Origin of the sequence: Sphingopyxis sp. MG (assembly GCF_002953155.1) — a bacterium.
GTDB lineage: Bacteria > Pseudomonadota > Alphaproteobacteria > Sphingomonadales > Sphingomonadaceae > Sphingopyxis > Sphingopyxis granuli.
This window is the reverse complement of record NZ_CP026381.1, coordinates 2027174-2053563: the sequence shown is the minus strand read 5'-3', so window position 1 is coordinate 2053563 and position 26390 is coordinate 2027174. Positions and strand designations below refer to the sequence as shown.

Below are 26390 nucleotides of genomic sequence, written 5' to 3'. Positions count from 1 at the left end.
CGATGCAAGGCGACAATGACGGACTGGCATCCTTCTGGATGCCCTTTACCGCGAACCGCGCCTACAAGGCGCACCCGCGCCAGATCGTCTCGGCGAGCGGCATGCATTACCAGAGCGGCGACGGGCGGACGATCCTAGACGGCACCGCGGGGCTGTGGTGCAGCAACGCCGGACACTGCCGGACCGAAATCGCCGCGGCGATGGCCCGGGCCGCCGCGACACTCGATTTCGCACCGACCTTTCAACTCGGCCACCCCGCCGCCTTCGAACTGGCGCAGCGGCTGGCCGCGCTGATGCCGCCGGGGCTCGACCGCATCTTCTTCACCAACAGCGGTTCGGAATCGGTCGACACCGCGCTCAAGATCGCGCTCGCGGTGCAGCGGGCGCGGGGGCAGGGGACACGCACCCGGCTGATCGGGCGCGAGCGCGGCTACCATGGCGTCGGCTTCGGCGGCATCAGCGTGGGCGGCATCGTCGGCAACCGGCGTGCCTTCGCCCTGCTGCCCGGCGCCGATCATCTGCGCCACACGCACGACCCCGCGCGCAACGCCTTTTCGCGCGGTTTCCCGCCGCATGGCGCCGAACTGGCCGACGACCTCCAGCGTCTCGTCGACCTGCATGGAGCGGAAACGATCGCGGCGGTGATCGTCGAGCCGATGGCAGGGTCGACCGGCGTCCTCGTCCCGCCCGTCGGCTATCTCGAACGGCTGCGCACGATCTGCGACCGCAACGGCATCCTGCTGATCTTCGACGAGGTGATCACCGCCTTCGGGCGCGTCGGCGCGGCGACCGCGGCGCAGGCGTGGGGCGTGACCCCCGACATACTGACGATGGCGAAGGGGCTGACCAACGCCGCCGTCCCGATGGGTGCGGTCGCGGTGAAGCGCGAGTTGCATGACGCGGTGATCGAAAGCGCGCCCGGCGGCATCGAACTGGCCCATGGCTATACCTATTCGGGCCATCCGCTCGCCTGCGCGGCCGGGCTGGCGGCGCTCGACCTCTATGCGCGCGAGGGATTGTTCGAACGGGCCGCCGAACTGGCGCCCTATTGGGAGGCGGCGGCGCACGGCCTGCGGGGGCGCCGTCATATCGTCGACATCCGCACCATCGGCCTTGTCGCGGGCATCGAACTCGAACCGCGCCCCGGCGCGCCGACTGCGCGCGCGATGGAACTGTTCCACCGCGCCTTCGACGCCGGCCTGCTGGTCCGCGCGACCGGCGACATCATCGCGCTGTCGCCGCCGCTGATCGTCGAGAAGGCGCAGATCGACCAGATGTTCGGGATGCTCGGCGAACTGCTCGACACCATCGCCTGAAATCGGCGCGATATCGTGAATTTACCACGCCTTGCGGTCCGCGCCTCGACCCTGTTCCGGATTGGGACAGCACTGCGATAGGCAAGGCGCGTGAAATCGGCTAAGGGCCTCGCCGCATTCGGCAAATTCCCTTTTCCAGACAGGTTTTCAGAGTGTCCATTGCCTTTCGGCCGCTCGTCGCGACGGCTATTTTCGCGGCATCGCTGGCGGTTTCGCCCGCGCTTGCGCAATCCTCGTCACCCATCACCGGCCTCGACGCCCTGCGCGAGTGGAATCTTGTCGTTCTCGGCAATCTCGAATCCTCGTCAGAGGTTGAGGGGCGGACCTTCGTCGGCGGCAACCTGTCGGGGAATTCGTCCAACTATGCGATCCGCCCGCTGGCGCAATCGACGTCGGGCCAGCCCGGCCTGACCGTCGTCGGCGACGTCAATGGCGGTCACAAGAATCTGAACAACGGTTCGGGCGCGGTCGTCGGCGGCAATGTGAACAGCGGCTTCAACCTCAACGGCGCGGCGCAGACGGTGAAGGTCGGCGGGACGATCAGCAACACCAACGTCAATCAGAACAAGGTGTTGTCCGGCCTCGGCAACAGCGATCCGGCCTTCGTGGTCGGCCTGCAGCAGCAGAAGGAACAGCTCGTCTCCAGCCTCGACCGGCTGTCGTTCGACATGGGGACGCTGACATCGAACAGCCAGTTCGCCGTCCAGGGCAATCGCGGCGTCTTCACGGCAAAGCCGAATGCCGACGGGCTGGCGGTATTCGAGATCAGCTCGGCCGACCTCGACAAGATCGGCGAAATCCAGTTCGCTCTCAACGGTGCCGAAACGGTCGTCGTCAATGTGAGCGGCCGCAACATCCTGCTCAACGACAATTTCATCGGCGGCACCAACAACCTGGGCGAGCATGTGATCTGGAACTTCCCCGATGCCGAGAATATCCGCGTGACGACCGCGTGGGGCGGTTCGATCCTCGCGCCGTCCGCGGATGCGGAAACCGGGAACTACATCCAGGGCTCGGCGGTCTTCGGCAATCTGAAGCAGAATGGCGAGATGCATATCGGCACCTACAAGGGCGGGAATATCGGCACGCCGGGGGGCGGGTCGTCCTCGGGCGGGTCGAGTTCGGGCGGCGATCCGGTTCCGATCCCCGAACCGGGCCTGTGGGGCCTGTTCGCGCTGGGCGTCGGCGGCCTGATCTATGCCCGCCGGTTTCGGCGCCGCCGCGACGGCTGACGACCGCCCCGAAGCGTTTCAGGCGGCGAGCGGAAAGACGACCGACACGCGCGTACCCTTGCCGGGCTCGCTCGCGATGTCGAGCTGGCCGCGATGGCGCTCGGCGATGTGCTTGACGATCGCGAGCCCGAGCCCGGTGCCGCCCACCGAGCGGCTGCGCGCCTCGTCGACGCGGTAGAAGCGCTCGGTCAGGCGGGGCAGGTGGTCGGGCGCGATGCCGTCGCCCTCATCGCTGACCAACAGGCGCACCCGGTCGGCTTCCTCGGGGATCAGCTCGACCGTTACCGGCGTGCCCGCGCGGCCGTATTTCAGCGCATTGGAAATGATGTTGTGCACGAGCTGCGCCAGCTGCGCCTCGTCGCCGAGCACCGGCACCGCGGTGTCGCCGGGCAAGGCAACGATGTCTTTGGGGCGCGCTTCCTCGCTGTCCTGCAATTGCGCGATCGTCGTCCGCACGATCGCTGCAAGATCGACCGGCGTCGTCGGGCGGCGAAACCGGTCGGCCTCGACCCGCGAGATCGACAGCAGGTCGATGACGAGCTGTTGCATCCGCCGCGCCTCGCGTTCGATGATCGACAGGAAACGGCGGCGCGTCGGCACGTCGGTTTCGCCGGTCAGGTCGTGCAGCGTCTCGACATAGCCGAGGATCGCCGCGAGCGGAGTGCGCAGTTCGTGGCTCGCGTTGGCGACGAAGTCGGACCGCATGCGATCGGCGGCGTCGATCGCCGACCGGTCGGACAGGAAGATGATACGGTCGCCCCCCGACAATTCGGCGATCCGGAGCGTCCAACGCTGGCCCGATCGGGGAAAATCGACAAGGTCGATCGGCGATGGCGGGCTTGCGCCGTCCGCCGCCGCCAGCCCTTCGGTCGCGGCGGGATGGCGGATCGCGGTCCGGATGTCGGCGCCGACGATATGCCGGCCCAGCAGCCGGACCGCCGCGTCGTTGGCGATGGTGACGACATTGTCGGCGGTTCCGATCAGCGGCTCGCGCTCCTGGTCGGCCCAGCGGGCGAAATCGGGGTGCCGCAACAGCGACGGCGGCGGTGCTTCGGGTTCGGGCGCGCCCGTTCCCCCGTCGAAGTCGGGCGGGGCCCCCGGCACTGCGGCATGGACGATGGCGGCGGCGGCGGCGCCCGCGGCGGCCAGAAGCGTGATGGTCAGGGCATCGCCCCCGGCCAGTCCGGCGAAGATCGCCGCGACGGCGACCAGCGTCAACGCGATGACGAGGCTGGACAGGCGGTCGAACATCGGCACAGCGCCTCGCACGAAGCGCAGGCGCCCGCAAGGCCGTTTGCGCCGGTTACGCTTGCGCCGACCCCTGTCCCAAAGCGGGATGCCGGATGCGGGGGCCGGTCTTTTGCTTTTCCTCCCGCTCCCTATGGGGTAGGGGCAGAGTATGGAAAACAGCGAGATTCCGGGCCACGAGCCGGCAGATGGCGCCGATGAGGCCGTTCCGACGCGCCGCCGGATGCTGGCGCTCGGCGCTGCGGGCGTCTCCGCCGCGCTGACGATCCGTCCCGCCTTTGCGCAGACCGCCGTGTCGGTGATGAATTGCGAGATACCGGTTCCCGGCCCGACCGGCGCCGGTCGCTATATCGATCCCAACGGCAAGCTCGTCCCGCCGGGGACGAAGGGCGCTTTTCCGGGATCGCCGCGCCCCTTCACGGGTGAACAGGTCAAGCGCGCCTTCCGCGGCCAGACGCTGCCCGGCGCGACCTACGACCAGTCGCAGGCCTATCTGCAATATATCCGGCGCTTGCAGGCGGGACAGAGCGGCTTTACCTGTTTCGCATCCATCCAGATGCCGCGCTGATCGTCGCTTGCCCTGTGGGCGATGATGCTTCGGCCGCATCGCAGACAAAGGGACCGATGTGAAACTCGCTTCGCTCAAAGCCGGCCGCGACGGCCGACTGGTCGTCGTTTCGGACGATCTTGCCTGGTATGCGGACGCCGGAGCGATCGCGCCGACGCTGCAGGCGGCGCTCGACGACTGGGCGGAAGCGGCGCCGCGCCTGAAGGCGCTGGCCGACGACGTCAATCACGAAGCGATCCCGCGCGAACGGTTCCATGAACGCGACGCCGCCTCGCCGTTGCCGCGCGCCTATCAATGGGCCGACGGCAGCGCCTATGTGAACCATGTCGCGCTCGTCCGCCAGGCGCGCGGGGCAGAGATGCCCGAAAGCTTCTGGCACGACCCGCTGATGTATCAGGGCGGCAGCGACGCCTTCCTCGCCCCGCGCGACCCGATCCCGCTCGGCGACCCCGCATGGGGCTGCGACATGGAGGCGGAGGTGGTCGTCGTGACCGGCGACGTGCCCGCCGGCATCGACGCGCAGGCGGCGCGCGACAGGATCCTGCTCGTCGGTCTGACCAACGACGTTTCGCTGCGCGGACTGATCCCGCCCGAACTCGCCAAGGGGTTCGGCTTCTTCCAGTCGAAGCCATCGAGCGCGATGTCGCCGGTGTTCGTGACGCCCGATGCGCTCGGCGACCGCTGGCGCGACGGCAAGCTGCACGGCACGCTGTGCGTCGACCTCAACGGCCAGCCGCTCGGCCGCGCCGATGCCGGGGTCGACATGACCTTCGATTTCGGCCGGCTGATCGCCCATGCGGCGCGGACGCGCCATCTGGGCGCCGGGACGATCATCGGGTCGGGAACGGTTTCGAACCGCGATGCCGACGGCGGTCCGGGCAAGCCGATCGCCGAGGGCGGGCTGGGCTACAGCTGTCTTGCCGAGGTGCGGACGGTGGAAACCATCCGCGGCGGCGCGCCGGCGACGCCCTTCATGCGGAAGGGCGACACGGTCCGCATCTGGATGGACGACGAGCGCCACCACAGCATCTTCGGCGCGATCGAGCAGACGGTCGCCTGACCGCCGGGGAAGCGGGCGGGCGCGGGCCCGCCCCGCTTTCAGCTTCCGCCGCCCATCGCGCCGGCGAGCGCGTCCTTGAGCGAGCAGGCCGCCGGACCCAGGATCACGATGAACAGGCACGGCAGGATGAACAGGATCAGCGGCACCGTCATGATCGCGGGCAGGCGCGCGGCCTTTTCCTCGGCGCGCATCATGCGCTCGTTGCGGAATTCCGCCGACAGGACGCGCAGCGCGCTGGCCAGCGGGGTGCCGTATTTCTCGGTCTGGATCATGGTCGTGACCACGCCCTTCACCGCTTCCAGATTGACGCGATAGGCCAGATTCTCGAACGCCTGACGACGCTCGGTCAGGAAGCCGAGCTCGATCGAGGTCAGCGCGAATTCCTCGCCCAGTTCGGGATAGGCGCGGCCGAGCTCGCGCGACACGCGCGAGAAGGCGGCGTCGACGGTCAGGCCGGCCTCGGCGCAGATCACGAGCAGGTCGAGCGCGTCGGGAAGCCCCTTGCGGATCGCGTCGGTGCGCTTCTGGCGCTTGTTCTGCACGAACAGGTCGGGCGCCTTGTAGCCGAGGATCAATGCCGCCATGGTAAAGCCCGAACGCTTCATCGGCGTCATATCGGGCCACATGTCGATGCCATAGATCAGGAAGGCCGCCAGGCCGCCGAGCAGGATCGGCAGCACCAGCCGCCCGAAGATGACAGCGACGGCGAGGTCCTTGGAGCGGATGCCGGCCTGCGCCAGCTTCTGCTGCACATCCTTGATCTGCTCTTCCTGAAGCACCTGCAGCTTGCCGAGGAAGGTCCGCATCCGGTCGGCGGTCTGGTTCTTGCGGACCAGCCGCGCGCGGCGCTTCGCGGTCGATGCGGTGATCCCGGCCTTGAGCTGTTCGCGGCGTTCGTTGAGCGCCTTGACGCGCTTCGCCATCGGATCGCGCACGGTCAGCGCGCCATAAATGGCGACGAGCACCGCGAGCACGCCGACGACGGCGAGCATGGTCGCCGCCCAGACGACATCGACGCCCAGAAGCGTCGGGCCCGGCTGGGCTCCGGTGAAGGCGGTGAGGAGGAGGCTGCTGGTCATCGGGTCGGCGTCCTCAAATCTCGAAACTGATCATGCGCGACATGATGAAGGCGCCCAGGCTCATCCAGATCAGCCCGCCCATCCCGGCGATCATCAGCCGCTCCTCGTGGAAGAATCCGCTCAGATATTCGGGGTTCATCATCCAGACGATACCGAACACGAAGAAGGGCAGCGAGCCGACGATATAGGCGGAGGCCTTGGCTTCCGACGACATGGCGCGGATCTTGAGCTTCATCTGCGCGCGCTTGCGCAGCACGTCGGACAGGTTGCCCAGCGTTTCGGCCAGATTGCCGCCGGTCTCGCGCTGGATCGCGATCGTGATGCAGAAGAACTGGAATTCGGGCGTGCCGAGCATGTCGGCCGATTCCTGCAGCGCGGCCTCCATCGTGTTGCCGATGCGGATGCGCTCGATGATTCCGCGGAATTCCTCGCCCACCGGACCGGGCAGTTCCTGGCTGACGACCTGAAAGGTCTCGGTGACCGGCAGGCCCGACCGCAACCCGCGCACCAGCAGGTCGATCGCATCGGGAAAGCGGGTGGTGAACTGGGTCACGCGTTTCTTGATCAGGCGGCCGACGATCATATAGGGCAGGCCGATCCCCGCCAGCAGGCCGAACAGGATCGCCAGCATGAACGGCGCGCGCATGATCAGCATCAGCGCCGCCACGACGACGAACAGGATCATCGTCGCGAACATATATTGGGTGATGTTCCACGTCTTGCCGGTCCGGCGCAGGCGCAGTTCCATCTGCTCGCGGCGCGGCATCAGGCTCGACAGCCGGTTGCTCCCGGCACTCGACGCCTGGATCGTCTTGCGCATCTGCGCCGCGACCACCGCCTCGGTCGAGGCCGCGTGCCGATCCTTCACCGATGCCAGCCGCCGCGACTTGGCTTTCCCGGCCGAGGGGCCGCCCAGCAGGACGACAAGCGCCGCGAAAGCCAGAAAGGCGGTGGCGATGATGAGGATCACTGGCAGGTTCATGGTCGGATTCATCCGGTTGAGGGGTGTCGCGACGGCCGCCGAAGCGGCCGCTTCACCCCCTTATTTTGCGCCCTTTTTCGCCATCAGATTGCCGATGCCGCCCAGCTTGCCGAGCAGCGATCCGCTGGCCGCGTCCTTCGCGCCGCCCTTCGCGGCCGGCGCCGCGACCTCCTCGCCGTCGCCGTCGGCGCCGTCGAGGATCAGGCGCATCAGATTGGTCCACGCCTGCGCGCCCTTGGTGCCCTTGCAGATTTCCGCATAGGACTTGCCGAGCTTTGCGGCCTGGCTGACCAGCTTCGGATCGAAGGGGATGACGATGTCGATCGACCGCTCGATCGACGATTCGAATTCCTTGCGCGACAGTTCGCCGATCGCGCTCTGGAACTTGTTCGCGACCAGGATCACCCGCGCCGCGGGGATGTTCTGCTTGAACCAGGACAGCAGGCGGATCGTGTCGCGCGCCGAGGCGAGCGTCACGTCGCTGACCAGCAGGATCGTCCCGGCTTCCGACACCAGGTGCGGGAAGGGGATCAGCACGTGCCGCGGGATGTCGACGATCGTCATCTCGAAGGCGCCGCGCAATTCCTCCTCGAGCTGGAAGAACGCCGACCCGTCGGTCATCACCGGCTGGTGGATCGGCGCCTCGGCCGACAGCAGGCTCAGCTTGTCCGACGCGCGCACCATCGCGCGCTCGATGAACAGGCCGTCGATGCGGCTCGGATTGTCGATCGCGTCGATCAGGCCGCGCCCCGGCTCGAGGTCGAGCGTCAGCGCGCCGGTGCCGAAATGGACGTCGAGGTCGAGCAGCGCGGTCTGGCGGCCGGCCTGCTCGCTCATCACCCAGGCGAGCGAGGTGGATACCAGCGACGCGCCGACGCCGCCGCGCACCCCGACCACCGCCGTCATGTGGTGCGGCTTGTCGTCGTGCACGTCGCCATGCTTGGGCGCGGTCAGCATCGCCTGCGCCATCGCCAGCGATTCGCGGACCTGATCGAGCGACAGCGGCTTCAGCAGATAGTCCTGGATGCCGCTCGACAGCAGGTCGCGATACAGGCGGACGTCGTTGACCTGCCCGGCGGCGATCACCACCGTTCCGGGCTCGCACACTTCGGCCAGCGCGTTGATGTCGTTGATCGGATCGCCCGATTCGGACATGTCGACGAACAGGATGTTCGGGCTTGCCGACACCGACAGCGACTGCACCGCGTTGCGCAGGCCGCCCTTGTTGCACTTCTCGATCGGCCAGCCCATGTCGCCCGCGGCGACGCGGATCAGCTCCAGCGTATCGTCGTCGCAGACGAAGGCGTTGAACGGGTCGCGCAGCCCCGCGGCTTTGAAGGGAGCGTTCACTTGGCACCTCCGTTGCTGGTCGACTGACCGCGCAGTTCGCCCGCGCCGGTCTGCGGCTTCTCGCGATAGGTCTTGATCGCCTTGGTCGCGGCGGCCGGGTCGCTGCGGTCGTTCGACGCGCCCTTGATCAGGTCGTTCGGGTCGGCGACCATCGCGGCGAGATTGCTGTTGGTCGCGCAGCCATAGTTGGACGAGGTCGCGTTGGTCGGGTTGATCGAATAGTTGCTCGCCCAGTCGGGACAGCCCGGAACATGCGCGCTCGCCCGCGTGATCACGACGCGCAGATGGCCGGGGGCGACCGATCCTTCGGTCACCGGGGCCTCTCGGCTCAGCAGCAGCCCGCGCTTCTCGACGATCGAGCGCACCGTGGCCTGCGCCGCCGCGGCGCCATAGGTCGAGGAATCCTCGACCGCGATGCGGTCGCCATAACGCGCGCCCATCGCGTCGAGCCAGCCTTCGAGGCGGCCCTGCTCGCTGGGCGGCAGATCGCCGTTCGTCGCCGCGACGTCGAAATGATAGGTGGCGTTGCGCACCAGCGGCTGGTGGACCGATTCGAGGCTGCGGTTGCTGTAGGCCGAGCCGGTGCATCCGGCCAGCGCGGTCGCCAGTCCCAGGGCGGTCAGAGTTGCGATCTTCTTCATCACTTTAGCTCCTGAAAACCAGCGCCTTACTTGCTGAGGCTGAAACCGGGCGAAACGTCGCCGCTGCCGCGCGGGCGGGTGGCGTCGCCGGGCGCGCCGTCGAGCTGCGGCTTGGGACGGTCGCCGCCGGTGACGCCGTCGCTCGATTTGCCGAGCAGCAGCCGCGACGCGTCGTCGGAAACGCGGAAGGCGTCGGTCGGCAGCTTGATCTCGTTCGCCGAAACCGGGTTCACCAGATAGGGGGTGACGACGATCACCAGCTCGGTTTCGCCGCGGCGGAAGCTGTCCGACTTGAACAGGCTGCCCAGGATCGGCACGTCGCCGAGGCCGGGAACCTTGTCGATCGCGCCGACCGAACGATTGTTCATCAGTCCCGCGATCATGAAGCTTTCGCCCGAACCCAGTTCGACGGTCGTTTCGGCACGACGCACGGTGAGCGCCGGAACCTGGAACCCGTCGAGTTCGATCGCGCCGTCGGTCGTCAGTTCGGATACTTCCGGCCGCACGCGCAGGCTGATCCGGCCGTTCGACAGCACGGTCGGCGTGTAGGCGAGGCTGACGCCATATTTGCGATATTCGATCGTCGTTCCGGCGAAGTTGCCGGGGATCGGAACCGGATATTCGCCGCCCGCCAGGAAGTCGGCGGTCTCGCCGGAAATCGCGGTCAGATTGGGCTGGGCGAGCGTGGCGACCATCCCCGAGCGTTCGCCGAGGTCGAGCGAAGCGATCAGGTCGACGCCGAACAGCCGTCCGGCGGCCGCCAGGCTGTTGATGCCGGTGGGCGTCTCGACCGTGTAGCTGGTCGATCCGTCGGGATTGGTGGTGATCGTGCCGGCCTTGCGCCCCCTGAACACGCCGCCCAGGAAGCCGCCCGTCATGTCGCGCGTCAGCAGGTTGCCGCTCATCTCCTTGACCAGCGAGCGGTTCACTTCGGCGATCCGCACCTGCAGATTGACCTGCAGCGGCGTCGCCGTGCGCAGGCGCGACAGCACCTTGGTCTGTTCGCCGACGAACGCCTGCACCAGCCGTTCGGCCTCCGCCGCGTCGTCGGGCGACTGGACGGTGCCGGTCAGCAGGACGAAGCCGTTCATCGTGTTCGCCGCGATCTTCGCGTCGGGCATCGCCAGCGTCAGCATCTGGTCGATCGTCTCGATATTGTTGCCGACCCGCGCAACCGTCGAATAGACGACGCGGCCGCCGGCGTCGGTCGCATAGATGCTCGTCTCGCCCGGCGCCTTGCCGAAGATGTAGAGCTGGCGGTTCGACCGCACCTGCACGTCGGCGACCTTGTCGTCGGCGACGAAGACGTCGGCCATCGGGGCGGGCAGGTTGATCAGGCGCCCGCGGCCGACCGACAGGTCGATGCTGCTGCTGGCATTCTGCGTCGCCTGCGCGGTTGCGGGCTGCGACGGGGCGGCGGCCAGGGTTGCCGCGACTAGGCCGACGGCCAGGGTACGGGCGAGCGCCGCTGCCTTGAAATTGGCTTTGCTGTTCATCTTACTTACCCCCAACCGGAACTTCGGTGGTCTTGTCGCCGCGCGTCACGCGGACGACAGGGCCCCGCGGTGCGGCCTGAGCCGTGCCCCCGTATGCCGCTGCCGGCGTGTCCGCCATCGACTGCTGCTGCGGCTGGCGCGGCGCCGTGACACGACCCCGGACCGGCACCCAGAAGCGCGAGACGTCGCCGCCGGTGGTGGCCGACGAGCGGCTGGCGGTCGGACGCGCGGCGGCTTCGGCCAGCATCTTGCGTTCGGCGACGGTGCCGCCCTTGGCCGGCACGTCGATCTCGCCCGACGCGATCGCCGATTCGAGGTCGCCGGTGCTTTCGGCCAGCGGACGCAGCGCCAGCGACAGCCGGCCCATGTTCTGGGCGACGGCGATCTTCTCCGCGATCTCGGGCGTCGCCTCGAGCGTCACCGAACCGAAGGTGCGGACCGGCGTCTTGCCCGTCTCGTCCTCGGCATCGTAGCGCTGGTCGGTCGCGAGGACGCGCACGTTGCGCACGATCGTTTCCGCGGTGAAGAGCTGGTCGTCGGGATAGGCGCTGCCTTCCTTGACCGAAATCTCCTGCGACAGCAGCACGTCGACGCGGTCGCCCGGAAAGACGAAGCCGGCGACGCCCTGTTCCTGCGACACCTTCACCGTGACGGCGCGCATGCCCGGGCCGAGCGCCGCGGCCAGGAAGCCGCGGTCGTCGGGGTGGACGAGCGCGCCCTGCGTCAGCGGCTGGCCCGCGGTGATCGGATAGCGCACCACGGTGCCGACCAGCGTGTTGACGTCGGTCTTGTCCTTCAGGAAATAGGCCTTCTCGACCAGTTCGGTCGGCCACGGCTGAAAACGGAAGCTGTCGGGGCCGATGATCGTGCCCACCGGCAGTTGCCGCGTTGCGACCAGGATCATCGGGCCGGAAATTTCCGGGGCCGCCGCCGCACGGGCGGGCGGGGTCGAAGACCCGCGCATCATCAGATTGACTCCGAACGCCGCACTGACCGCAATGACCAGCGCGCCGACGATCAGCATAATCTTTCGCATATCCATGACGATTTTTCGCCCTCCTGCACCCACCAGAAACGGCTGTGCCTACCCTCAGGCCGATCCGATAAACTGAAACTGGTTAAGATAGTGTTGGTGAAGCGCCCAAAGTCCGGCCGCCGCGATCGCGACCCCATAGGGGACCTCGACCGGCTTGCCCGACGGGCGCAGCTTGATGTGAACGAGCATGATCGCGGACAGCAGGCCGCCGCCCAGTGCCATGACGGTCAGCATGGGAACGAACAGCGGCAACGGAATCCACAGCATCACCGCGCCGATCATCTTGACGTCGCCGCCGCCCATCGCGCCGATGGCGAACAGCCCGGCGAACAGCAGGAATACCGCGAAGGCGGCGCCGAACTGGATCGGAATGTCGGGCCACAGCGACAGGCCGCTCGCGATCCAGAAGGGAATGGCGAGCAGCGCGATCGTGCCGTTCAGCCCGTTCGAGATCGACCGCGACCGCAGGTCGCTGACCGCGGCGGCGATCATCAGCGCGGCGAGCAATGCCATCAGGCCAAAAGCGATCGAGCTACGGTCCATGGCCCCGTCCCTTAAGCATGATGGCTTACCAAAGCGTAACCATGTGCAGAGCTGCGGTTCATTGGGCCCGCCGCTTGCATTCCGCCGTCCAGCCGATATGCGCGGCTGCATGACCGCTGCTTTCCCTTCCGCAACCGATGTTCTCATCGTCGGGGCAGGCATGGCGGGAAGCGGGCTGGCGGCGGCGCTCGCGCCCCATCGCCGGGTGCTGATGATCGAGGCGGAGGACGCGCCCGGCTATCATGCGACGGGGCGGTCGGCGGCCTTCTGGCAGCAAAGCTACGGCGGGCCGGACGTCCAGCCGCTCACCGCCGCCTCGTTCGACGCGCTCGCGCATCCCGACCCGGCTTTTTCGGACCGGCCGTTCCTGCTGCCGCGCTCGTCGCTGATCGTCGGCCGCGCGGAAGAGGCGGCGATGGTCGATGCGTTCATCGCTACCTTCGCCGCGCGCGGCGTCGATGTCGCGCCGCTGGAGGCCACCGAACTCGCGGCGCGGGTGCCGGGCCTGCGCGCCGGGTGGACCGCGGCCGCGTCCGAGCCGTCGTGCCGCGACATCGATGTCGCGGCGCTGCATGCGGCGTGCCTGCGCGCGGCGCGGCGGGGCGGGGCGATGCTGGCGACGCGCGCGCCGCTGATCGCCGCGCGCCGCGAAGCGGGCGGCTGGACGGTCGAGACCGGGCGGGGGACCGTGCGCGCCGCGGTGATCGTCAATGCCGCCGGGGCGTGGGCGGACCGCGTCGCGGCCGCCTGCGGCGCGGCGCCGATGGGCATCCGGCCCTATCGCCGCACCATGGCGCAGGTCCGGCTGGGCGCACCGGTTCCGGCCGCGCTGCCGCTGATCGTCCATGTCGGCGGCGATTTCTATTTCAAGGGCGCGGGCGAGGGACGCATCTGGCTGAGCCCGCACGACGAAACGCCGTCGCCCCCCGGCGACGCCGCGCCCGAGGATATCGACGTCGCGCTCGCGATCGCGCGATTGCAGGCGGTGGTCGACTGGCCGGTCGCGGCGGTCGAGCGCAAATGGGCCGGCCTGCGCAGCTTCGCGCCCGATCGCCTGCCGGTCTTCGGGGCCGACCTGCATGTTTCCGGTTTCGTCTGGTGCGCGGGGCAGGGCGGTTTCGGCATCCAGACCGCGCCCGCGATCAGCGCCCTGCTCGCCGCCGAACTCGGCGCGCCGATGCCGGGTGGAGCGATCGGCGCGATCGATCCCGCCGCCTTTTCGCCCGCGCGCTTCGGCTGACCGCAACGCGCCCTTGCAACGCGAAACGGGCGGCTTACCATGGCCTGGCCGCCGCGAGCCGGCGGCACCCCGAAACGCGGAGGACCCGATGGCGCATTATTTCGAGATCAAGAAGAACAAGAAGGGCGAGTTCGTCGCCTATTTCAAATATAACAGCGAGCCGATCTTCTGGACCGAAGGCTATACCAGCAAGGCCTCGGCCAAAAATGCGATCGAGTCGATCCTGAAGAACGGCCCGGGCGCCGAGGTCCGCGAGGCCGAATAGGGACGCCGGACAAGGGCGGGCGCGCGGGCGTTCAGCGCGCCCGCGCGACCTCCAGCGCCGCGTCGCTCGCCAGCCGGTCGGCCAGTTCATTGTCACCGTGCCCGGCGTGGCCCTTGACCCACAGCCATTCGATGCGATGGCGTTTCGCCTCGCTCAGCAGCCTTTGCCACAGGTCGGCATTGGCGACGGGTTTCTTCGCGGCGGTCTTCCAGCCGTTCTTCTGCCAGCCGTGCACCCATTTGGTGATGCCGTCGCGCACATAGACGCTGTCGGTCGACAGCTCGATGTCGCAGCTTCGCTTGAGCGCGGCGAGCGCCTCGATCGCGGCCATCAGCTCCATGCGGTTGTTCGTCGTATCGGGTTCGCTGCCCGACAGCGTCTTCACCGCGTCGCCCCAGCGCAGCACCGCGCCCCAGCCGCCGGGCCCGGGATTGCCCTTGCATGCGCCGTCGGTGGCGATGACGACCGTCCGCGTGTCGTTCATGCCGCGAACAGCGCCGCGGCGTCATGCGCCTGATAGCGGCGCAGGCGGGCGAGGAGCGGGGCCGGGTCCTTGCGGGTGACCAGCGCGTCGGCGGGGGTATGGACCCAGTCGTGCGCGCGGGTCAGCAGGAAGCGCAGCGCCGCGCCGCGCGCGAGCAGCGGCAGCGCCGCGACCTCGGCGTCGGTCAGCGCGATCTCGCGGGCATAGCCGCGCATCAGCGCCTGCGCGCGCGCCGGGTCGCAATGGCGGCCGTCGTCGGAGAATGTCCATGAGGCATGCGTGACCGCAAGGTCATAGGCGCGGACATCGCTCGCCGCGAAATAGAAGTCGATCAACCCCGTCACCCGGTCGCCCAGCATCAGCACATTGTCGGGAAACAGGTCGGCATGGATCACATGCGCGGGCAGATCGCCCGGCCAGTGGGCATCGAGGAAAGCGAGTTCGGCGTCGACCAGATCCTGCAAGCCCGAAATCACCGCGTCGAGGTCGCCGGTCGCCTCGGCGATGGCGCGCCAGTGGCGATGGCCCATGCTGTTCTCGCGCCCGCCGGGGAAGCTGGCGGCCGCGCGGTGCATCGCGCCGAGCGCCGCGCCGACCGCCTCGCACTGGCTCGGCATCGGATGGCTCGGCGAGATGCCGGGCAGGAACTGGATGATGCATGCCGCGCGGTCCGAAATCCGCTGGATCGCCTCGCCGTCGCGGTCGCGGATCATCGCCGGAACCGGGCAGCCGTGATCGGCAAGATGGCCGAGCAGGTCGACGAAGAAGGGCAGGTCGCCCGCCTGCACCCGCTTTTCATAGAGGGTCAGGATGAAACGGCCGTCGGTCGTCTCGATCAGGAAATTGCTGTTCTCGACCCCTTCGGCGATGCCCTTGCACGACACGACGGTGCCAATGGCGTAGCGGGCGACGAGCGCGGCGAGGTCGTCGGGGTCGACGTGCGTGTAAACGGCCATCGGGCTTTGATCCTTATGCCGCCGGTTCGAGCCCGCGGGGCAGCTTGAACACCATATTCTCCTCCGCCGACACGATCGTCTGCTCGGCGATCGGACGGTGGGCGGCCACGGCGTCGATGACTTCGCGGACCAGCGTTTCGGGCGCGCTGGCGCCGGCGGTGATTCCCAGCGTGGCGATGTCGGCCAGCCACGCGGGGTCGATGTCCACCCCGCGCTGGATCAGGTGCGCCGGGGTGCCGAGCCGTTCGGCGACCTCGACGAGCCGCAGGCTGTTCGAACTGTTCGGGGCGCCGATCACGATCACCCGGTCGCAACGCGGCGCGATCGCCTTCACCGCGTCCTGCCGGTTCGACGTCGCATAGCAGATATCCTCGCCGCGCGGACCCTGGATCGACGGAAAACGGTGGCGCAGCGCGGCGACGACGCTGGCGGTATCGTCGACCGACAGCGTCGTCTGGGTCAGGAAGGCCAGCTTGTCGGGATCGGGCGGCGTCAGCGTCGCGACGTCGTCGACCGATTCCACCAGCGTCATTGCGCCTTCGGGAAGCTGTCCCAGCGTGCCGATCACCTCGGGATGGCCGGCGTGGCCGATGAAGATGATGTGGCGCCCCGCCTCGTTCGCGCGCTCGGCCTGACGGTGGACCTTGGACACCAGCGGACAGGTGGCGTCGATATAGTCGAGCCCGCGCGCCTCGGCCTTCGCGGGCACCGCCTTGGGAACGCCGTGGGCGCTGAACACCACCGGCACGCCGTCGGGAACCTGGCTCAGCGATTCGACGAAGATCGCGCCCTTCGCCTTCAGCGCGTCGACGACATAGCGGTTGTGGACGATCTCGTGCCGGACATAGACGGGCGCGCCATAGCGTTCGATCGCCAGTTCGACGATGCGGATCGCGCGGTCGACGCCGGCGCAGAAACCGTGCGGAGCGGCGACCAGAACGGTCAGTTCGGTACGGCCCGGCGTCAGGGGGGAAAGGGCGTTCATGGTGCGCGCGCTCTAGCGCAGCAGGCGCCATGCGGTAAAGCTCCCCGTTGCGCCGCGTTCATCGCACCGATAAGAAGCGGCGCGCATAGAGCATTCTCTAGGGTCAGGACCCATGAATTGCGCGTTCGAGGTTTGAAGCGATTTTGCTCAGGGCGAGGAGGAAAGGCGTAGGAATATGAATATATTTCAAGACTTTTCGACGAAGCCATGGGCAAAATCGGTCAAATCCCGCAGGGACGCCGAAATGGCTTCGATCTCAGGCTCGTGCGGCCTTGCGGGTAGCGATGCTACCCGCTGCGTCCGCCCAAGCCCGATATCTTCGCCATTTCGACGCCTCGAACGCGCAATTCATGGGTCCTGACCCTAGTCAGGTGGAATCACCTGACGACTCGGAGAATGCGGAAAACAATGAAGAAACTAAGGCTTGTGGGGATTCAGAGTCTATCGCCGCGATATTGTATGAAGCCGTGTTCCCCCGCGAAGGCGGGGGTCCATCTTCGGCCGGTTCCATCTCGAAACCACCGCAGATGGGTCCCCGCCTTCGCGGGGACACACGATAAAGGACAGTCGCAAGACGAATCCCCACACGCCTTAGAGCACTGAACGATTCAATCTAATCGTTCAGTGCTCTAGGGCGCGAGATTGTCCGTCCCGCCGCACCCGTTTGGAAAGCTCGATCATCATGACCCCCATTTCGCCTTCGCTCCGTAAGACAATGACGATGCTCTGCGGGGCGGCGGCCTTGACGATGGTGGCTGGCTGCGCCGGCGACAACGAGATCGACGTGTCGGCCGGCGTCGGCATCACCGCGACGCGCTCGACATGTCCGGCGGTGGCAGTGCCGCTCCATACCGGCGACATCACCCTGTTCGACCCGGCGACCAGCCGCGACGCCAGCGCGATCGACGTCGTCGCCTCGATCACCAATCTCGCGCCGCAGTGCAACGAGGGCGGCGAGAAGGTGTTCCAGCTCGCGTCGTTCGACGTCGTCGCGACGCGCCGCGACGCGGGGGCGGAACGCACGGTGACGCTCCCCTATTTCGCGACCGTCGTGCAGGGCGGCACCGCGATCGTCGCCAAGCGGCTGGGCCAGGTCAGCGTGACCTTCCCCGCCGGTCAGACGCGCGCGGTCGGCCACGGTCAGGCGTCGGCCTATGTCGACCGGGCCGCCGCGACGCTGCCCGCCGACATTCAGGAACGCATCACCCGCAAGCGCAAGGCGGGCGATCAGGACGCCGCGATCGATCCGCTCAGCCAGCCCGAGGTGCGCGCCGCCGTCCAGCGCTCCAGCTTCGAACTGCTCGTCGGCTTCCAGCTCACGCAGGACCAGCTCGAATACAACGTCCGACGATAGGGCGCGTGCCGCCGCCGCGGCGCCGTTCGCCGGCCTTCCGCGCCCCCGCCCGCGCCAGCGCCCCGGTCCGGGCGACGCGGGGCTTTTCGCGCCCGCCAAGCTGCGGTAGGGCGCGCTCCATTCCGTCCGACCCAAGATAGGCCCGATGCCGTGACCCTGTTCAGCCGTTTTTCCGACCATATCAACGCCGCGCTCGATGCGCTCGTCGCGCAGGGCGCGCTGCCCGCCGGGCTCGACCGCGGTGCGATCAGCGTCGAACCGCCGCGCGATCCGTCGCACGGCGACGTCGCGACCAACGCGGCGATGGTGCTCGCCAAGCCGGCCGGGACCAACCCGCGCGCGCTCGCCGAACAACTCGTGCAGCAACTGGGCGCGCTCGATGAGGTGGTCGAGGCGAGCGTCGCCGGTCCCGGCTTCATCAACCTGCGCCTCGCCGACGAAAGCTGGCGCGCCGAACTGGCGCTGGTCCACGCGCAGCGCGAAGATTACGGGCGGTCGGCGGTCGGCGCGGGGCGCCGCGTCAACGTCGAATATGTCTCGGCGAATCCCACCGGCCCGATGCACGTCGGCCATTGCCGCGGCGCGGTCGTCGGCGACGCGCTCGCCGCGCTGCTCGAATATGTCGGGCATCGGGTCACGCGCGAATATTATGTCAACGACGCCGGCGCGCAGGTCGACGTGCTCGCGCGCTCGGCGCACCTGCGCTACCGCGAAGCGCTTGGCGAGGCGATCGGGGCGATTCCCGAAGGGCTCTATCCGGGCGACTATCTGAAGCCGGTCGGCGAAAGCCTCGCCGCCGAATATGGCGACCGCTTCGTGACGGCGCCCGAAAGCGAATGGCTGGTGCCGTTCCGCAAGGTCGCCGTGGCGGCGATGATGGACATGATCCGCGCCGACCTCGCCAAGCTGGGCATCCATCACGACCTTTTCGCGTCGGAGGCCGAATTGCAGGCCGCGGGCAAGCCCGCCGCGGCCGAGGCGTGGCTGCGCGAGCACGACCTCGTCTACGATGGCCTGCTCGAAGCCCCGAAGGGCGAGACGCCCGAGGATTGGGAAGCGGTCGAACTGCCGCTGTTCCGCTCGACGCGTTTCGGCGACGATCAGGACCGGCCGATCCGGAAATCGGACGGAAGCTGGACCTATTTCGGCGCCGACCTCGCCTATCATTACCAGAAGGCGCAGAATGCCGACGAACTGATCGACATCTGGGGCGCCGACCATGCCGGAACGGTCAAGCGCATCAAGGCCGCGGTCGCGGCGCTGACCGGCGGCAAGACGCGCTTCGACGTCAAGCTCGTCCAGATGGTCCGCCTGCTCAAGAATGGCGAGCCGTTCAAGATGTCGAAGCGCGCGGGCAATTTCGTGACGCTCGCCGACATCGTCGACGAGGTCGGCAAGGACGCGGTGCGCTTCACCATGCTGACGCGCAAGGCCGACGCGCAGATGGATTTCGATTTCGCGAAGGTGGTCGAGGCGTCGCGCGACAATCCGGTCTTCTATGTCCAATATGCGCATGCGCGGATCGCGTCGCTCAAGCGCAAGCTCGCGGAGGCGGGGATCGCCCCCGCGGCGCCGAACCCGGCGCGGCTCGACGATCATGAACTCGGCCTCGTCAAGCTGCTCGCGCAGTTCCCGCGCATCGTCGAATCGGCGGCGGCGGCGCGCGAGCCCCACCGCATCGCCTTTTATCTGGGGGAGGTCGCCGCCGCCTTCCACGCGTGGTGGAACATGGGCAACGACCGGCCCGAGGCGCGTATCATATTGACGCAGGACGCCGAACTGACCGCGACGCGGCTTTATTTGGCCGACGGAATCGGGCAGGTTATCCGCAACGGGCTGCACCTGATGGGGGTCGAGGCGCTCGAGGAGATGCTGTGATGGCCGAAGAGACGGACGCTGGGCTGGGTCTGGAGGGCGAAGATCGCCTGCCCTGGCTGGAGGCTGCGGAGGATTTCGAGGATGACGGCGAGGTGTCGCCGGTGCGCCTGCTCGTCATGGTGCTCGGCGGGCTGCTGCTAATCGGCGCCGTGCTCGGCGGCCTGTGGTGGATCCAGAACGGCGGCGCGCGCGGCAAGGGCGAACTGATCGCTGCGCAGGACGGCGATTACAAGGTCGTGCCGAGCAACGATGCCGCCCGGACCTTCGAGGGCGAAGGCGACGCCAGCTTCGCCGCGAGCGAGGGCGCCGAACCCGCGGGCCGCGTCGATCCCAGCCGCATGCCCGAAGAACCCGCGGTGACCCCAGCCGAGCGCGAAGCGGCGGCCAGGGCGGTCGCCGCAAAGGCCAGCGCCGACAAGGCGACGGCCGCGAAGGCGGAGGCGGCGCGCATCGCGGCCGCCGACAAGGGCAAGCCGAAGCCCGCCGCCATGTCGGTCAAGACCGCCGAAGACACGGCGAAAGAGGCGCCCGCGCCCGGCGGCACGACGATGATCCAGCTCGGCGCCTTCAGCAGCGAGGCGGCGGCGACCAAGGCGTGGACGAACCTGTCGAAGCGTTTCGCCTATCTTGCGGAGCTCAATCGCTCGGTCTCCCCGGCGAAGGTCGGCGACAGCACCGTCTATCGCCTGCGCGTTTCGGCGGGAACGGCGGCCAATGCGGCGGGCCTGTGCGGAAAATTGCGCGTTGCCGGCGAAAATTGCGTCATCGTCCGCTGAATCGACCCGCCCCGCCGCACGCGGCATTGGTTCGGCGGCGCGGCTATGGCATGATGCTCGACTTGGTTGCCGCATGAGGGGGCGCCGACCGATGGAGGTTGACGCACGATGATACCCGCTATTTTCGGCCTGTCGGGCCTGACCCTGACCGAAGACGAGCGCGCCTTCTTCCGCGACAGCCAGCCCGCGGGCTACATCCTGTTCGGACGCAATATCGCGAATCGCGACCAGCTGCGGCGCCTCACCGACGATCTGCGCAGCCTCGACGGCCGCGACCCGCTGCCGATCCTGATCGATCAGGAGGGCGGGCGCGTCGCGCGCATGAAGGCGCCCGAATGGCCCGATTTCCCCAGCGGCGCGGCCTTCGACGCGCTGTACGAGCGCGCGCCGGCGAGCGCGATCGAGGCGGCGCGGCTCAATGCGATGGCGCTCGCGGTGATGCTGGCGGAGGTCGGCATCACGGTCGACTGCCTGCCGCTGCTCGACGTGCGCCAGCCGGGCGCGAGCGACGTCATCGGCGACCGCGCGCTGGGCAGCGAGCCGATGCGCGTCGCCGCGCTCGGCCGCGCGATCCTCGGCGGATTGCAGGCGGGCGGCGTGCTCGGCGTCGTCAAGCATATCCCCGGCCACGGCCGCGCCCGGTTCGATTCGCACGAGGCGCTTTCGGTCGTCACCGCGTCCGATCACGATCTCCAGACCGATCTCGCGCCCTTCGCGGCGCTGCGCGATGCCGCGATGGCGATGACCTGCCACGTCGTCTTCGACGCCTGGGACGCCGATCGGCCCGCGACGCTGTCGCCTTTCGTCATCGACCATGTGATCCGCCAGCGTATCGGTTTCCACGGCCTGCTGATGACCGACGACCTCGACATGAAGGCCTTGTCGGGCGGCGTGCCGCAGCGCGCGGCGGCGGCGATCGCGGCGGGGTGCGACATCGCGCTCAACTGCTGGGCGAAGATGGACGACATGGTCGGCATCGCGCACGCGCTCGATCCGATGGGCCCGGCGTCGCTCGCGCGGCTCGAAGGTGCGATGGACCGGATCGCCGGCGCGCACGACCCGCGCGCGTTCGACCTGCTCGTCGACCAGCGCGACGCGCTGCTCGCGGTGGCCTGAGGCGCCGGTGGACGAACTGCCGCTCGCCTATGACGTCGTGCCGGCGGCAACGGAGCGCGAGGATGCGCTCCAGCTTTCGCTCGACAGCTGGGAAGGGCCGCTCGACCTGTTGCTGACGCTGGCGCGCAGCCAGAAGGTCGATCTGCGGCAGATCTCGATCCTCGCGCTGGTCGAGCAATATCTCGCCTTCATCGCCGAGATGCGCGCGCTGAAGCTGGAGGTCGCGGCCGATTATCTGGTGATGGCGGCGTGGCTCGCCTATCTCAAGTCGGCGCTGCTGCTGCCGAAGGACCCGGCGGAGGACCCGTCGCCCGACGAACTGGCGCTGCGCCTGCAATTGCGGCTCCAGCGGCTCGCGGCGATGCGCGAGGCGGCGGCGCGGCTGCTCGCGCGCGACCGCGTCGGCCGCGACGTCTTTCTGCGCCCGCATCCGGAGGGGCTGCACGACGTCCGCAAGCGGCGCTGGGACGCCAGCCTCTACGACCTGCTCGCGGCCTACGGCCAGGTGAAGCTGCGGACCGAGCCGGTCGTGCACATGGTCGCGCGCCGGCCGGTGGTGACGCTCGACGCGGCGCTCCAGCATCTCGAACGCATGATCGGCGTCCGGCTCGACTGGGCCGAACTGTCCGATTTCCTGCCGGCCGATTATGACGGACCCCTGCGCCGCTCGGCGATCGCGTCGAGCTTCCTCGCCGCGCTCGAACTGGCGCGGCAGGGGCGCATCGACCTGCGGCAGGACGGCGCGTTCGAACCGCTCTATCTGAAGGCAGCAGACGCATGATCGACGACCTCGAACGCGCGATAGAAGCGATGCTGTTCGCCAGCGACGAGGCGCTCGACGCGCGGCAGGTCGCGGCGCGCCTCGGCGGCGAGACGACGCCCGGCGCGGTGCGCGCGATCGTCGCGGCGATCGCGGAGCGCCACGCCGGCAGCGGCATCGAACTGGTCGAGCGCGGCGGCCACTGGCATTTCCAGACCCCGGCCGACCTCGCCCACCTGCTCCGCCGCGAACGCGACGACCCGCGCAAGCTGTCGCGCGCCGCGGCCGAGGTCCTCGCGATCGTCGCCTATCACGAGCCGGTCAGCCGCGCGGAGATCGAGGCGATCCGCGGCGTCCAGACGTCGAAAGGCACGCTCGACGTGCTGATGGAGGCCGAATGGATCGCCCCCGCGGGGCGGCGCGAAGTGCCCGGCCGGCCGCTGATCTACAGGACCACCGACGCCTTCCTCCAGCATTTCGGGCTGGCGAGCCGGAAGGACCTGCCGGGGATCGAGGATTTGCGCGCCGCGGGCCTGCTCGACCCCGTCGACCTCGCTTTCGAAGCGGCGATGGACGAGCTGGACCTAGTCAAAGACGGCGAAGATGCCTAGATGAGGCACCTCAAGGAGACGATAGATGGGTAGCTTCAGCATCTGGCACTGGCTGGTGGTCGGGATTCTCGTCCTGCTGCTGTTCGGCAAGGGCCGTTTTTCCGACATGATGGGCGATGTTGCCAAGGGCATAAAGAGCTTCAAGAAGGGCATGGCCGACGACGACGAGGCGCGCCCCGCGCCGCGGCAGATCGACGGACAGCGGTCGCCCGACGCGACGCCGACCCCGACAGCCGAAACCGAAAACCGCTGACCCCGGCCGTTACCACCGGCGCGGGATTGGGTTGAGCCATGTTTGACGTTGCACCGACCGAGTTGCTGCTCGTCGTGGTGGTGGCCTTGGTCGTCATCGGCCCGAAGGACCTGCCCAAGGCGATGCGCTTCGTCGGCAAGTGGGTCGGCAAGGCGCGCGGCATGGCGCGCCATTTTCGCGCCGGGCTCGACACGATGATGCGCGAGGCCGAGCTCGAGGAACTCGAAAAGCAGTGGCGCGCGCAGAATGAAGCGATCATGCGCGAATTTCCGAATATCGACGGCGTCGACGCGCCGACGATGCTGCCGGCGACGACGCTGCCTCCGGAGGCGAAGGGCGACGACGCGGGCGCCCGACCCGATAGCCCCGGACCCGATAGCCCCGCTCCCGAAAATCCCGATCACGCCGCGGCAACCACAAAGCCCGAAACGCCGCGCGAAACGCACGAAGTGCCGCCGCCGGGCGGACCGCTGCCATGACCGTCGAGACCCCCGTGACCGCCGATGATGAGGATGGTGCCGGCGGCAAGATGCCGCTGCTCGACCATCTGATCGAATTGCGTTCGCGCCTGCTCAAATCCCTGGTGGCGATTGCGCTCGCTTTCGGGGTGTGCCTCTATTTCGCGCGCCCGATCTTCGGCGTCCTCGTCCATCCGCTCGTCGCGGCGGGGCAGGGCAAGCTGATCTATACCCAGCTTTTCGAGGCCTTCTTCGTCGAGATCAAGGTCGCGCTGTTCGCGGCGATGATGATCGCCTTCCCGGTGATCGCCAACCAGCTCTGGAAATTCGTCGCACCCGGCCTCTACCGCAAGGAAAAGCGCGCGCTGCTGCCCTTTCTGTTCGCGACCCCGGTGCTGTTCGCGGTCGGCGCCTGCTTCGCCTATTTCATCACCGTGCCGATCGCGCTCAAATTCCTGCTCGGCTATCAGGGAGAGATCGGCGGCGTGATGCAGGAGGCGCTGCCATCGGTCGGCAATTACCTCAGCTTCATCATGCAGTTCATCATGGCGTTCGGCATCGCTTTCCTGCTGCCGATCCTGCTGATGCTGCTCGAACGGTCGGGGCTGGTGACGCGCGAGCAACTCGTCTCGGCGCGCCGCTACATGATCGTCGCGGCGTTCGCGGTCGCGGCGGTCTTCACGCCGCCCGACATATTGAGCCAGCTGCTGCTCGCGGTGCCGCTGGTCTTTCTCTACGAACTGTCGCTGTTCGCGATCTGGTTCACCCAGCGCCGACGCAAGACAGGCGCCGAAACGGCGCCTGTCGAACCTCTCGAAGAGGCATAGGGGGTAAGCTTCCCGCCGATCAGTGGATGGCGTCGCTGCCGGCCTGGCCGACCGACTCGATGTCGCGGCCGACCCCTTTCACCGTATTGCAGGCAGCGACCAGAAAGCTGGCAAGCAGGGTAAGAAGGATAGCACGGTTACGCGTCGTCATTTTCCACCTCTACGGGTCTTGATGCAAAATGGCCCGGCACGCTTCGAGGGGGGGGAGGGAATGCGGGCCGGGCCAATGTTGCTGAGCAGCGCTGCGGGGGGGCGTTGACCGCTGCTCGAAAGGGAAACCCGTGAATGGGGCGGGAGTTCCCGAAAAAAGTTCCGGGATGAAAATTTTTCCGGAAATCCCGGAATCGCGCCGTTTCGCCGCGTGGATTCGGGATGCCGATGTCAGAGGGTGGTGAGCCCGCTTGCCACCGCGAGCCCCAGGAATGCCAGAAACCCCATCGAATCCGTGGTCATGGTGACGAAGATCGAACTGGCGACCGCCGGGTCCTGATCGAGCCGGTCGAGCAGCAGCGGGATTGCGACCCCGGCGACCCCGGCGACGAAGATGTTGACGATCATCGCCGCGGCGATCACCCCGCCGAGCCCCGGATTGGCGAACCATAATGCCGTGGCGGTCCCGGCGATCAGCGCGATCGTCCCGCCGTTGAGCAGCGCGATCTTGATTTCGCGGAACACCGCGCGCCAGCTGTTCGAATCGGTGAGCTGGTTCATCGCCAGCGCGCGGACGGTGACGGCCAGCGTCTGCGTGCCCGCATTGCCGCCGACCCCGGCGACGATCGGCATCAGCGCTGCGAGCGCGACCATATGTTCGATCGCGCCGCCGAACATCCCGACGATGCTCGATGCGACGAGCGCGGTGCCCAGATTGGCGATCAGCCAGCGCACGCGCGCGCTGTAGGTTTCGCGGATCGGCTCGTTGATGTCGCCGTCGCCGGCGCCCGACAGCCGCAATATGTCCTCGCCCGCTTCTTCCTGGATGATGTGGACGACGTCGTCGACGGTGATCACGCCGACCAGGCGGCCCGCGCGGTCGACGACTGCGGCCGAAATCAGCGCATATTTCTGGAAGCGCAGCGCGACTTCTTCCTGATCCATGTCGACCGGAATCAGCGTCTGCTCGCGCTTCATCACGTCGCCGATCGCGATGTCGCGCGGGGTGCGCATGATCCAGCTGAGCTGACAGGTGCCGACCGGGCGATGCATCGGGTCGACGACGAAGATTTCCCAGAAATCGGTCGGCAGTTCGCGATCCTCGCGCAGCCGGTCGATGACGTCGCCGACGGTGACATGCTCGGCCACCGCGACGAACTCGCGCTGCATCAGGCGCCCGGCGCTCTCCTCGGGATAGGATAGCGCCTCTTCGATCGCGGCCCGGTCCTCGGGCTCCATCGCGTCGAGGACCGCCTGCTGTTCCTCTTCCTCCAGATCCTCGATGATCGCGACCGCGTCGTCGGTGTCGAGTTCGGACGCGATCTCGGCGACCTGTTCGGGCGCGAGCAGGTCGATCAGCCCCTCGCGCACATGCTCGTTCATCTCGGCGAGCACGTCGGGGGACAGCATGTCGCCGAGGACGCGGGCGAGCGACGGCCGATCCTCGTCCGATACTAGCTCGAACAGGTCGGCGATGTCGGCGGGGTGCAGGCGGCCGATGCGCTCGCGCGCCGCCTCGTCCTCGCCCGCCTCGACCAGGTCGATGACGTCGCGAACGAATTCGGGCCTCAGCCGGTCGTCCTCGTCGAGCTCGGTCTCGGCTTCGCGCGGCGCGGGATCGCGATCATGCTCGCGGTCGTCGATGGTCGCGGTCGGGGCGTCATGGGGGGGCAGGGATTCTTCGCGTTTGTCCATCGCGGTCCTCCCTGTTGCTTGCGGGCGCTCG

28 protein-coding genes are annotated in these 26390 nt (G+C 68.1%); 15 read left to right on the top strand and 13 right to left on the bottom strand.

The annotated features are described in order from the left end of the window. Positions 1 to 2 precede the first annotated feature (2 nt). A complete protein-coding gene (locus C3E99_RS09575) occupies positions 3 to 1316 on the top strand; it encodes an aspartate aminotransferase family protein (protein WP_076074912.1) in 1314 nt (437 codons plus the stop codon). Positions 1317 to 1468: 152 nt separating this feature from the next. Further along, on the top strand, positions 1469 to 2548 hold the full coding sequence (locus C3E99_RS09570; RefSeq protein WP_420894041.1) for a choice-of-anchor A family protein: 1080 nt from the start codon (positions 1469 to 1471) through the stop codon (positions 2546 to 2548). Between the two features lie 18 nt (positions 2549 to 2566). On the opposite strand, the gene C3E99_RS09565 is transcribed toward C3E99_RS09570, so the two are convergent. Then, the gene (locus C3E99_RS09565) at positions 2567 to 3799 is read right to left on the bottom strand and encodes a sensor histidine kinase (RefSeq protein ID WP_104959731.1); all 1233 of its coding nucleotides are present in this window, start codon (positions 3797 to 3799) and stop codon (positions 2567 to 2569) included. 148 nt (positions 3800 to 3947) lie between these two features. Here C3E99_RS09565 and C3E99_RS09560 point away from each other — a divergent pair, with 148 nt between their 5' ends. Together C3E99_RS09560 and C3E99_RS09555 are read left to right on the top strand one after the other, a co-directional pair. Next, positions 3948 to 4364, top strand: a complete 417-nt coding sequence (locus C3E99_RS09560; protein ID WP_067183003.1) for a hypothetical protein — start codon at positions 3948 to 3950, stop codon at positions 4362 to 4364. A gap of 58 nt (positions 4365 to 4422) precedes the next feature. Beyond that, complete coding sequence (locus C3E99_RS09555; protein ID WP_076074916.1) at positions 4423 to 5424, top strand: fumarylacetoacetate hydrolase family protein; 1002 nt, start codon at positions 4423 to 4425, stop codon at positions 5422 to 5424. Positions 5425 to 5462: 38 nt separating this feature from the next. On the opposite strand, the gene C3E99_RS09550 is transcribed toward C3E99_RS09555, so the two are convergent. The 7 genes from C3E99_RS09550 to C3E99_RS09520 are packed head-to-tail and all read right to left on the bottom strand — an operon-like array spanning position 5463 to position 12551. Continuing rightward, positions 5463 to 6503, bottom strand: a complete 1041-nt coding sequence (locus C3E99_RS09550; protein ID WP_104959730.1) for a type II secretion system F family protein — start codon at positions 6501 to 6503, stop codon at positions 5463 to 5465. Between the two features lie 13 nt (positions 6504 to 6516). After that, the gene (locus tag C3E99_RS09545; protein WP_067109097.1) at positions 6517 to 7485 is read right to left on the bottom strand and encodes a type II secretion system F family protein; all 969 of its coding nucleotides are present in this window, start codon (positions 7483 to 7485) and stop codon (positions 6517 to 6519) included. Between the two features lie 60 nt (positions 7486 to 7545). Beyond that, entirely contained in the window at positions 7546 to 8835 is a 1290-nt protein-coding gene (locus tag C3E99_RS09540) for an AAA family ATPase (protein ID WP_067109100.1), read from the bottom strand. Then, a complete protein-coding gene (locus tag C3E99_RS09535) occupies positions 8832 to 9476 on the bottom strand; it encodes a CpaD family pilus assembly protein (RefSeq protein WP_067109103.1) in 645 nt (214 codons plus the stop codon). The genes C3E99_RS09540 and C3E99_RS09535 overlap by 4 nt, the downstream gene beginning before the upstream one ends. Before the next feature lie 26 nt (positions 9477 to 9502). Beyond that, positions 9503 to 10972: a type II and III secretion system protein family protein gene (locus tag C3E99_RS09530; protein WP_067109107.1), complete on the bottom strand. Its 1470-nt coding sequence runs from the start codon at positions 10970 to 10972 to the stop codon at positions 9503 to 9505. A gap of 1 nt (position 10973) precedes the next feature. Next, positions 10974 to 12014 (bottom strand): Flp pilus assembly protein CpaB, encoded by a 1041-nt coding sequence (cpaB, locus tag C3E99_RS09525; protein WP_104959729.1) that lies wholly within the window; start codon positions 12012 to 12014, stop codon positions 10974 to 10976. 48 nt (positions 12015 to 12062) lie between these two features. Continuing rightward, on the bottom strand, positions 12063 to 12551 hold the full coding sequence (locus C3E99_RS09520; protein WP_067109112.1) for an A24 family peptidase: 489 nt from the start codon (positions 12549 to 12551) through the stop codon (positions 12063 to 12065). Positions 12552 to 12660: 109 nt separating this feature from the next. On the opposite strand from C3E99_RS09520, the gene C3E99_RS09515 reads away from it, so the two are divergent. Continuing rightward, positions 12661 to 13791, top strand: a complete 1131-nt coding sequence (locus C3E99_RS09515) for an NAD(P)/FAD-dependent oxidoreductase (RefSeq protein WP_076077746.1) — start codon at positions 12661 to 12663, stop codon at positions 13789 to 13791. An 88-nt stretch (positions 13792 to 13879) separates the two neighbouring features. Next, positions 13880 to 14056 carry a YegP family protein gene (locus C3E99_RS09510; RefSeq protein ID WP_076074922.1) on the top strand — a complete coding sequence of 59 codons (177 nt, stop codon included), beginning with the start codon at positions 13880 to 13882 and terminating at the stop codon, positions 14054 to 14056. Positions 14057 to 14087: 31 nt separating this feature from the next. Here the strand turns inward: C3E99_RS09510 and rnhA are convergent, their stop codons facing one another. Genes rnhA through ispH form a run of 3 tightly spaced genes read right to left on the bottom strand, consistent with a single transcriptional unit; the run spans position 14088 to position 16481 of the window. Next, on the bottom strand, positions 14088 to 14540 hold the full coding sequence (rnhA, locus tag C3E99_RS09505; RefSeq protein WP_076074924.1) for a ribonuclease HI: 453 nt from the start codon (positions 14538 to 14540) through the stop codon (positions 14088 to 14090). Next, the gene (gene thrB / locus C3E99_RS09500) at positions 14537 to 15496 is read right to left on the bottom strand and encodes a homoserine kinase (RefSeq protein ID WP_076074927.1); all 960 of its coding nucleotides are present in this window, start codon (positions 15494 to 15496) and stop codon (positions 14537 to 14539) included. The genes rnhA and thrB overlap by 4 nt, the downstream gene beginning before the upstream one ends. Before the next feature lie 13 nt (positions 15497 to 15509). Next, the gene (ispH, locus tag C3E99_RS09495; RefSeq protein WP_076074929.1) at positions 15510 to 16481 is read right to left on the bottom strand and encodes a 4-hydroxy-3-methylbut-2-enyl diphosphate reductase; all 972 of its coding nucleotides are present in this window, start codon (positions 16479 to 16481) and stop codon (positions 15510 to 15512) included. Positions 16482 to 17196: 715 nt separating this feature from the next. Between ispH and C3E99_RS09485 the strand changes: the two genes are divergently transcribed. The 9 genes from C3E99_RS09485 to tatC all read left to right on the top strand — a co-directional run bounded on the left by C3E99_RS09485 (position 17197) and on the right by tatC (position 24514). Continuing rightward, positions 17197 to 17835, top strand: coding sequence for a hypothetical protein (locus C3E99_RS09485; RefSeq protein WP_234002657.1), 639 nt, complete (start codon positions 17197 to 17199; stop codon positions 17833 to 17835). Between the two features lie 150 nt (positions 17836 to 17985). Further along, positions 17986 to 19713: an arginine--tRNA ligase gene (gene argS / locus C3E99_RS09480; RefSeq protein ID WP_076074932.1), complete on the top strand. Its 1728-nt coding sequence runs from the start codon at positions 17986 to 17988 to the stop codon at positions 19711 to 19713. Further along, complete coding sequence (locus C3E99_RS09475; RefSeq protein ID WP_076074935.1) at positions 19713 to 20489, top strand: SPOR domain-containing protein; 777 nt, start codon at positions 19713 to 19715, stop codon at positions 20487 to 20489. The genes argS and C3E99_RS09475 overlap by 1 nt, the downstream gene beginning before the upstream one ends. 108 nt (positions 20490 to 20597) lie before the next feature. Beyond that, positions 20598 to 21605, top strand: coding sequence for a beta-N-acetylhexosaminidase (gene nagZ / locus C3E99_RS09470; protein ID WP_076074937.1), 1008 nt, complete (start codon positions 20598 to 20600; stop codon positions 21603 to 21605). Between the two features lie 7 nt (positions 21606 to 21612). Continuing rightward, positions 21613 to 22386, top strand: coding sequence for a segregation and condensation protein A (locus tag C3E99_RS09465; protein WP_076077751.1), 774 nt, complete (start codon positions 21613 to 21615; stop codon positions 22384 to 22386). Beyond that, a complete protein-coding gene (gene scpB, locus C3E99_RS09460; protein ID WP_067106503.1) occupies positions 22383 to 22976 on the top strand; it encodes an SMC-Scp complex subunit ScpB in 594 nt (197 codons plus the stop codon). Before C3E99_RS09465 ends, scpB begins: the two co-directional genes overlap by 4 nt. A 25-nt stretch (positions 22977 to 23001) precedes the next feature. Next, complete coding sequence (locus tag C3E99_RS09455; protein WP_067106498.1) at positions 23002 to 23229, top strand: twin-arginine translocase TatA/TatE family subunit; 228 nt, start codon at positions 23002 to 23004, stop codon at positions 23227 to 23229. A gap of 38 nt (positions 23230 to 23267) precedes the next feature. Continuing rightward, on the top strand, positions 23268 to 23708 hold the full coding sequence (tatB, locus tag C3E99_RS09450; protein ID WP_104959728.1) for a Sec-independent protein translocase protein TatB: 441 nt from the start codon (positions 23268 to 23270) through the stop codon (positions 23706 to 23708). Beyond that, complete coding sequence (gene tatC / locus C3E99_RS09445) at positions 23705 to 24514, top strand: twin-arginine translocase subunit TatC (RefSeq protein ID WP_076074942.1); 810 nt, start codon at positions 23705 to 23707, stop codon at positions 24512 to 24514. The genes tatB and tatC overlap by 4 nt, the downstream gene beginning before the upstream one ends. Before the next feature lie 19 nt (positions 24515 to 24533). Here tatC and C3E99_RS09440 read toward each other — a convergent pair whose 3' ends face one another. Both C3E99_RS09440 and mgtE read right to left on the bottom strand, forming a co-directional pair. Continuing rightward, entirely contained in the window at positions 24534 to 24665 is a 132-nt protein-coding gene (locus tag C3E99_RS09440) for an entericidin A/B family lipoprotein (protein WP_076074945.1), read from the bottom strand. A gap of 230 nt (positions 24666 to 24895) precedes the next feature. Beyond that, positions 24896 to 26359 (bottom strand): magnesium transporter, encoded by a 1464-nt coding sequence (gene mgtE, locus C3E99_RS09435; protein ID WP_082796976.1) that lies wholly within the window; start codon positions 26357 to 26359, stop codon positions 24896 to 24898. Positions 26360 to 26390 lie beyond the last annotated feature (31 nt).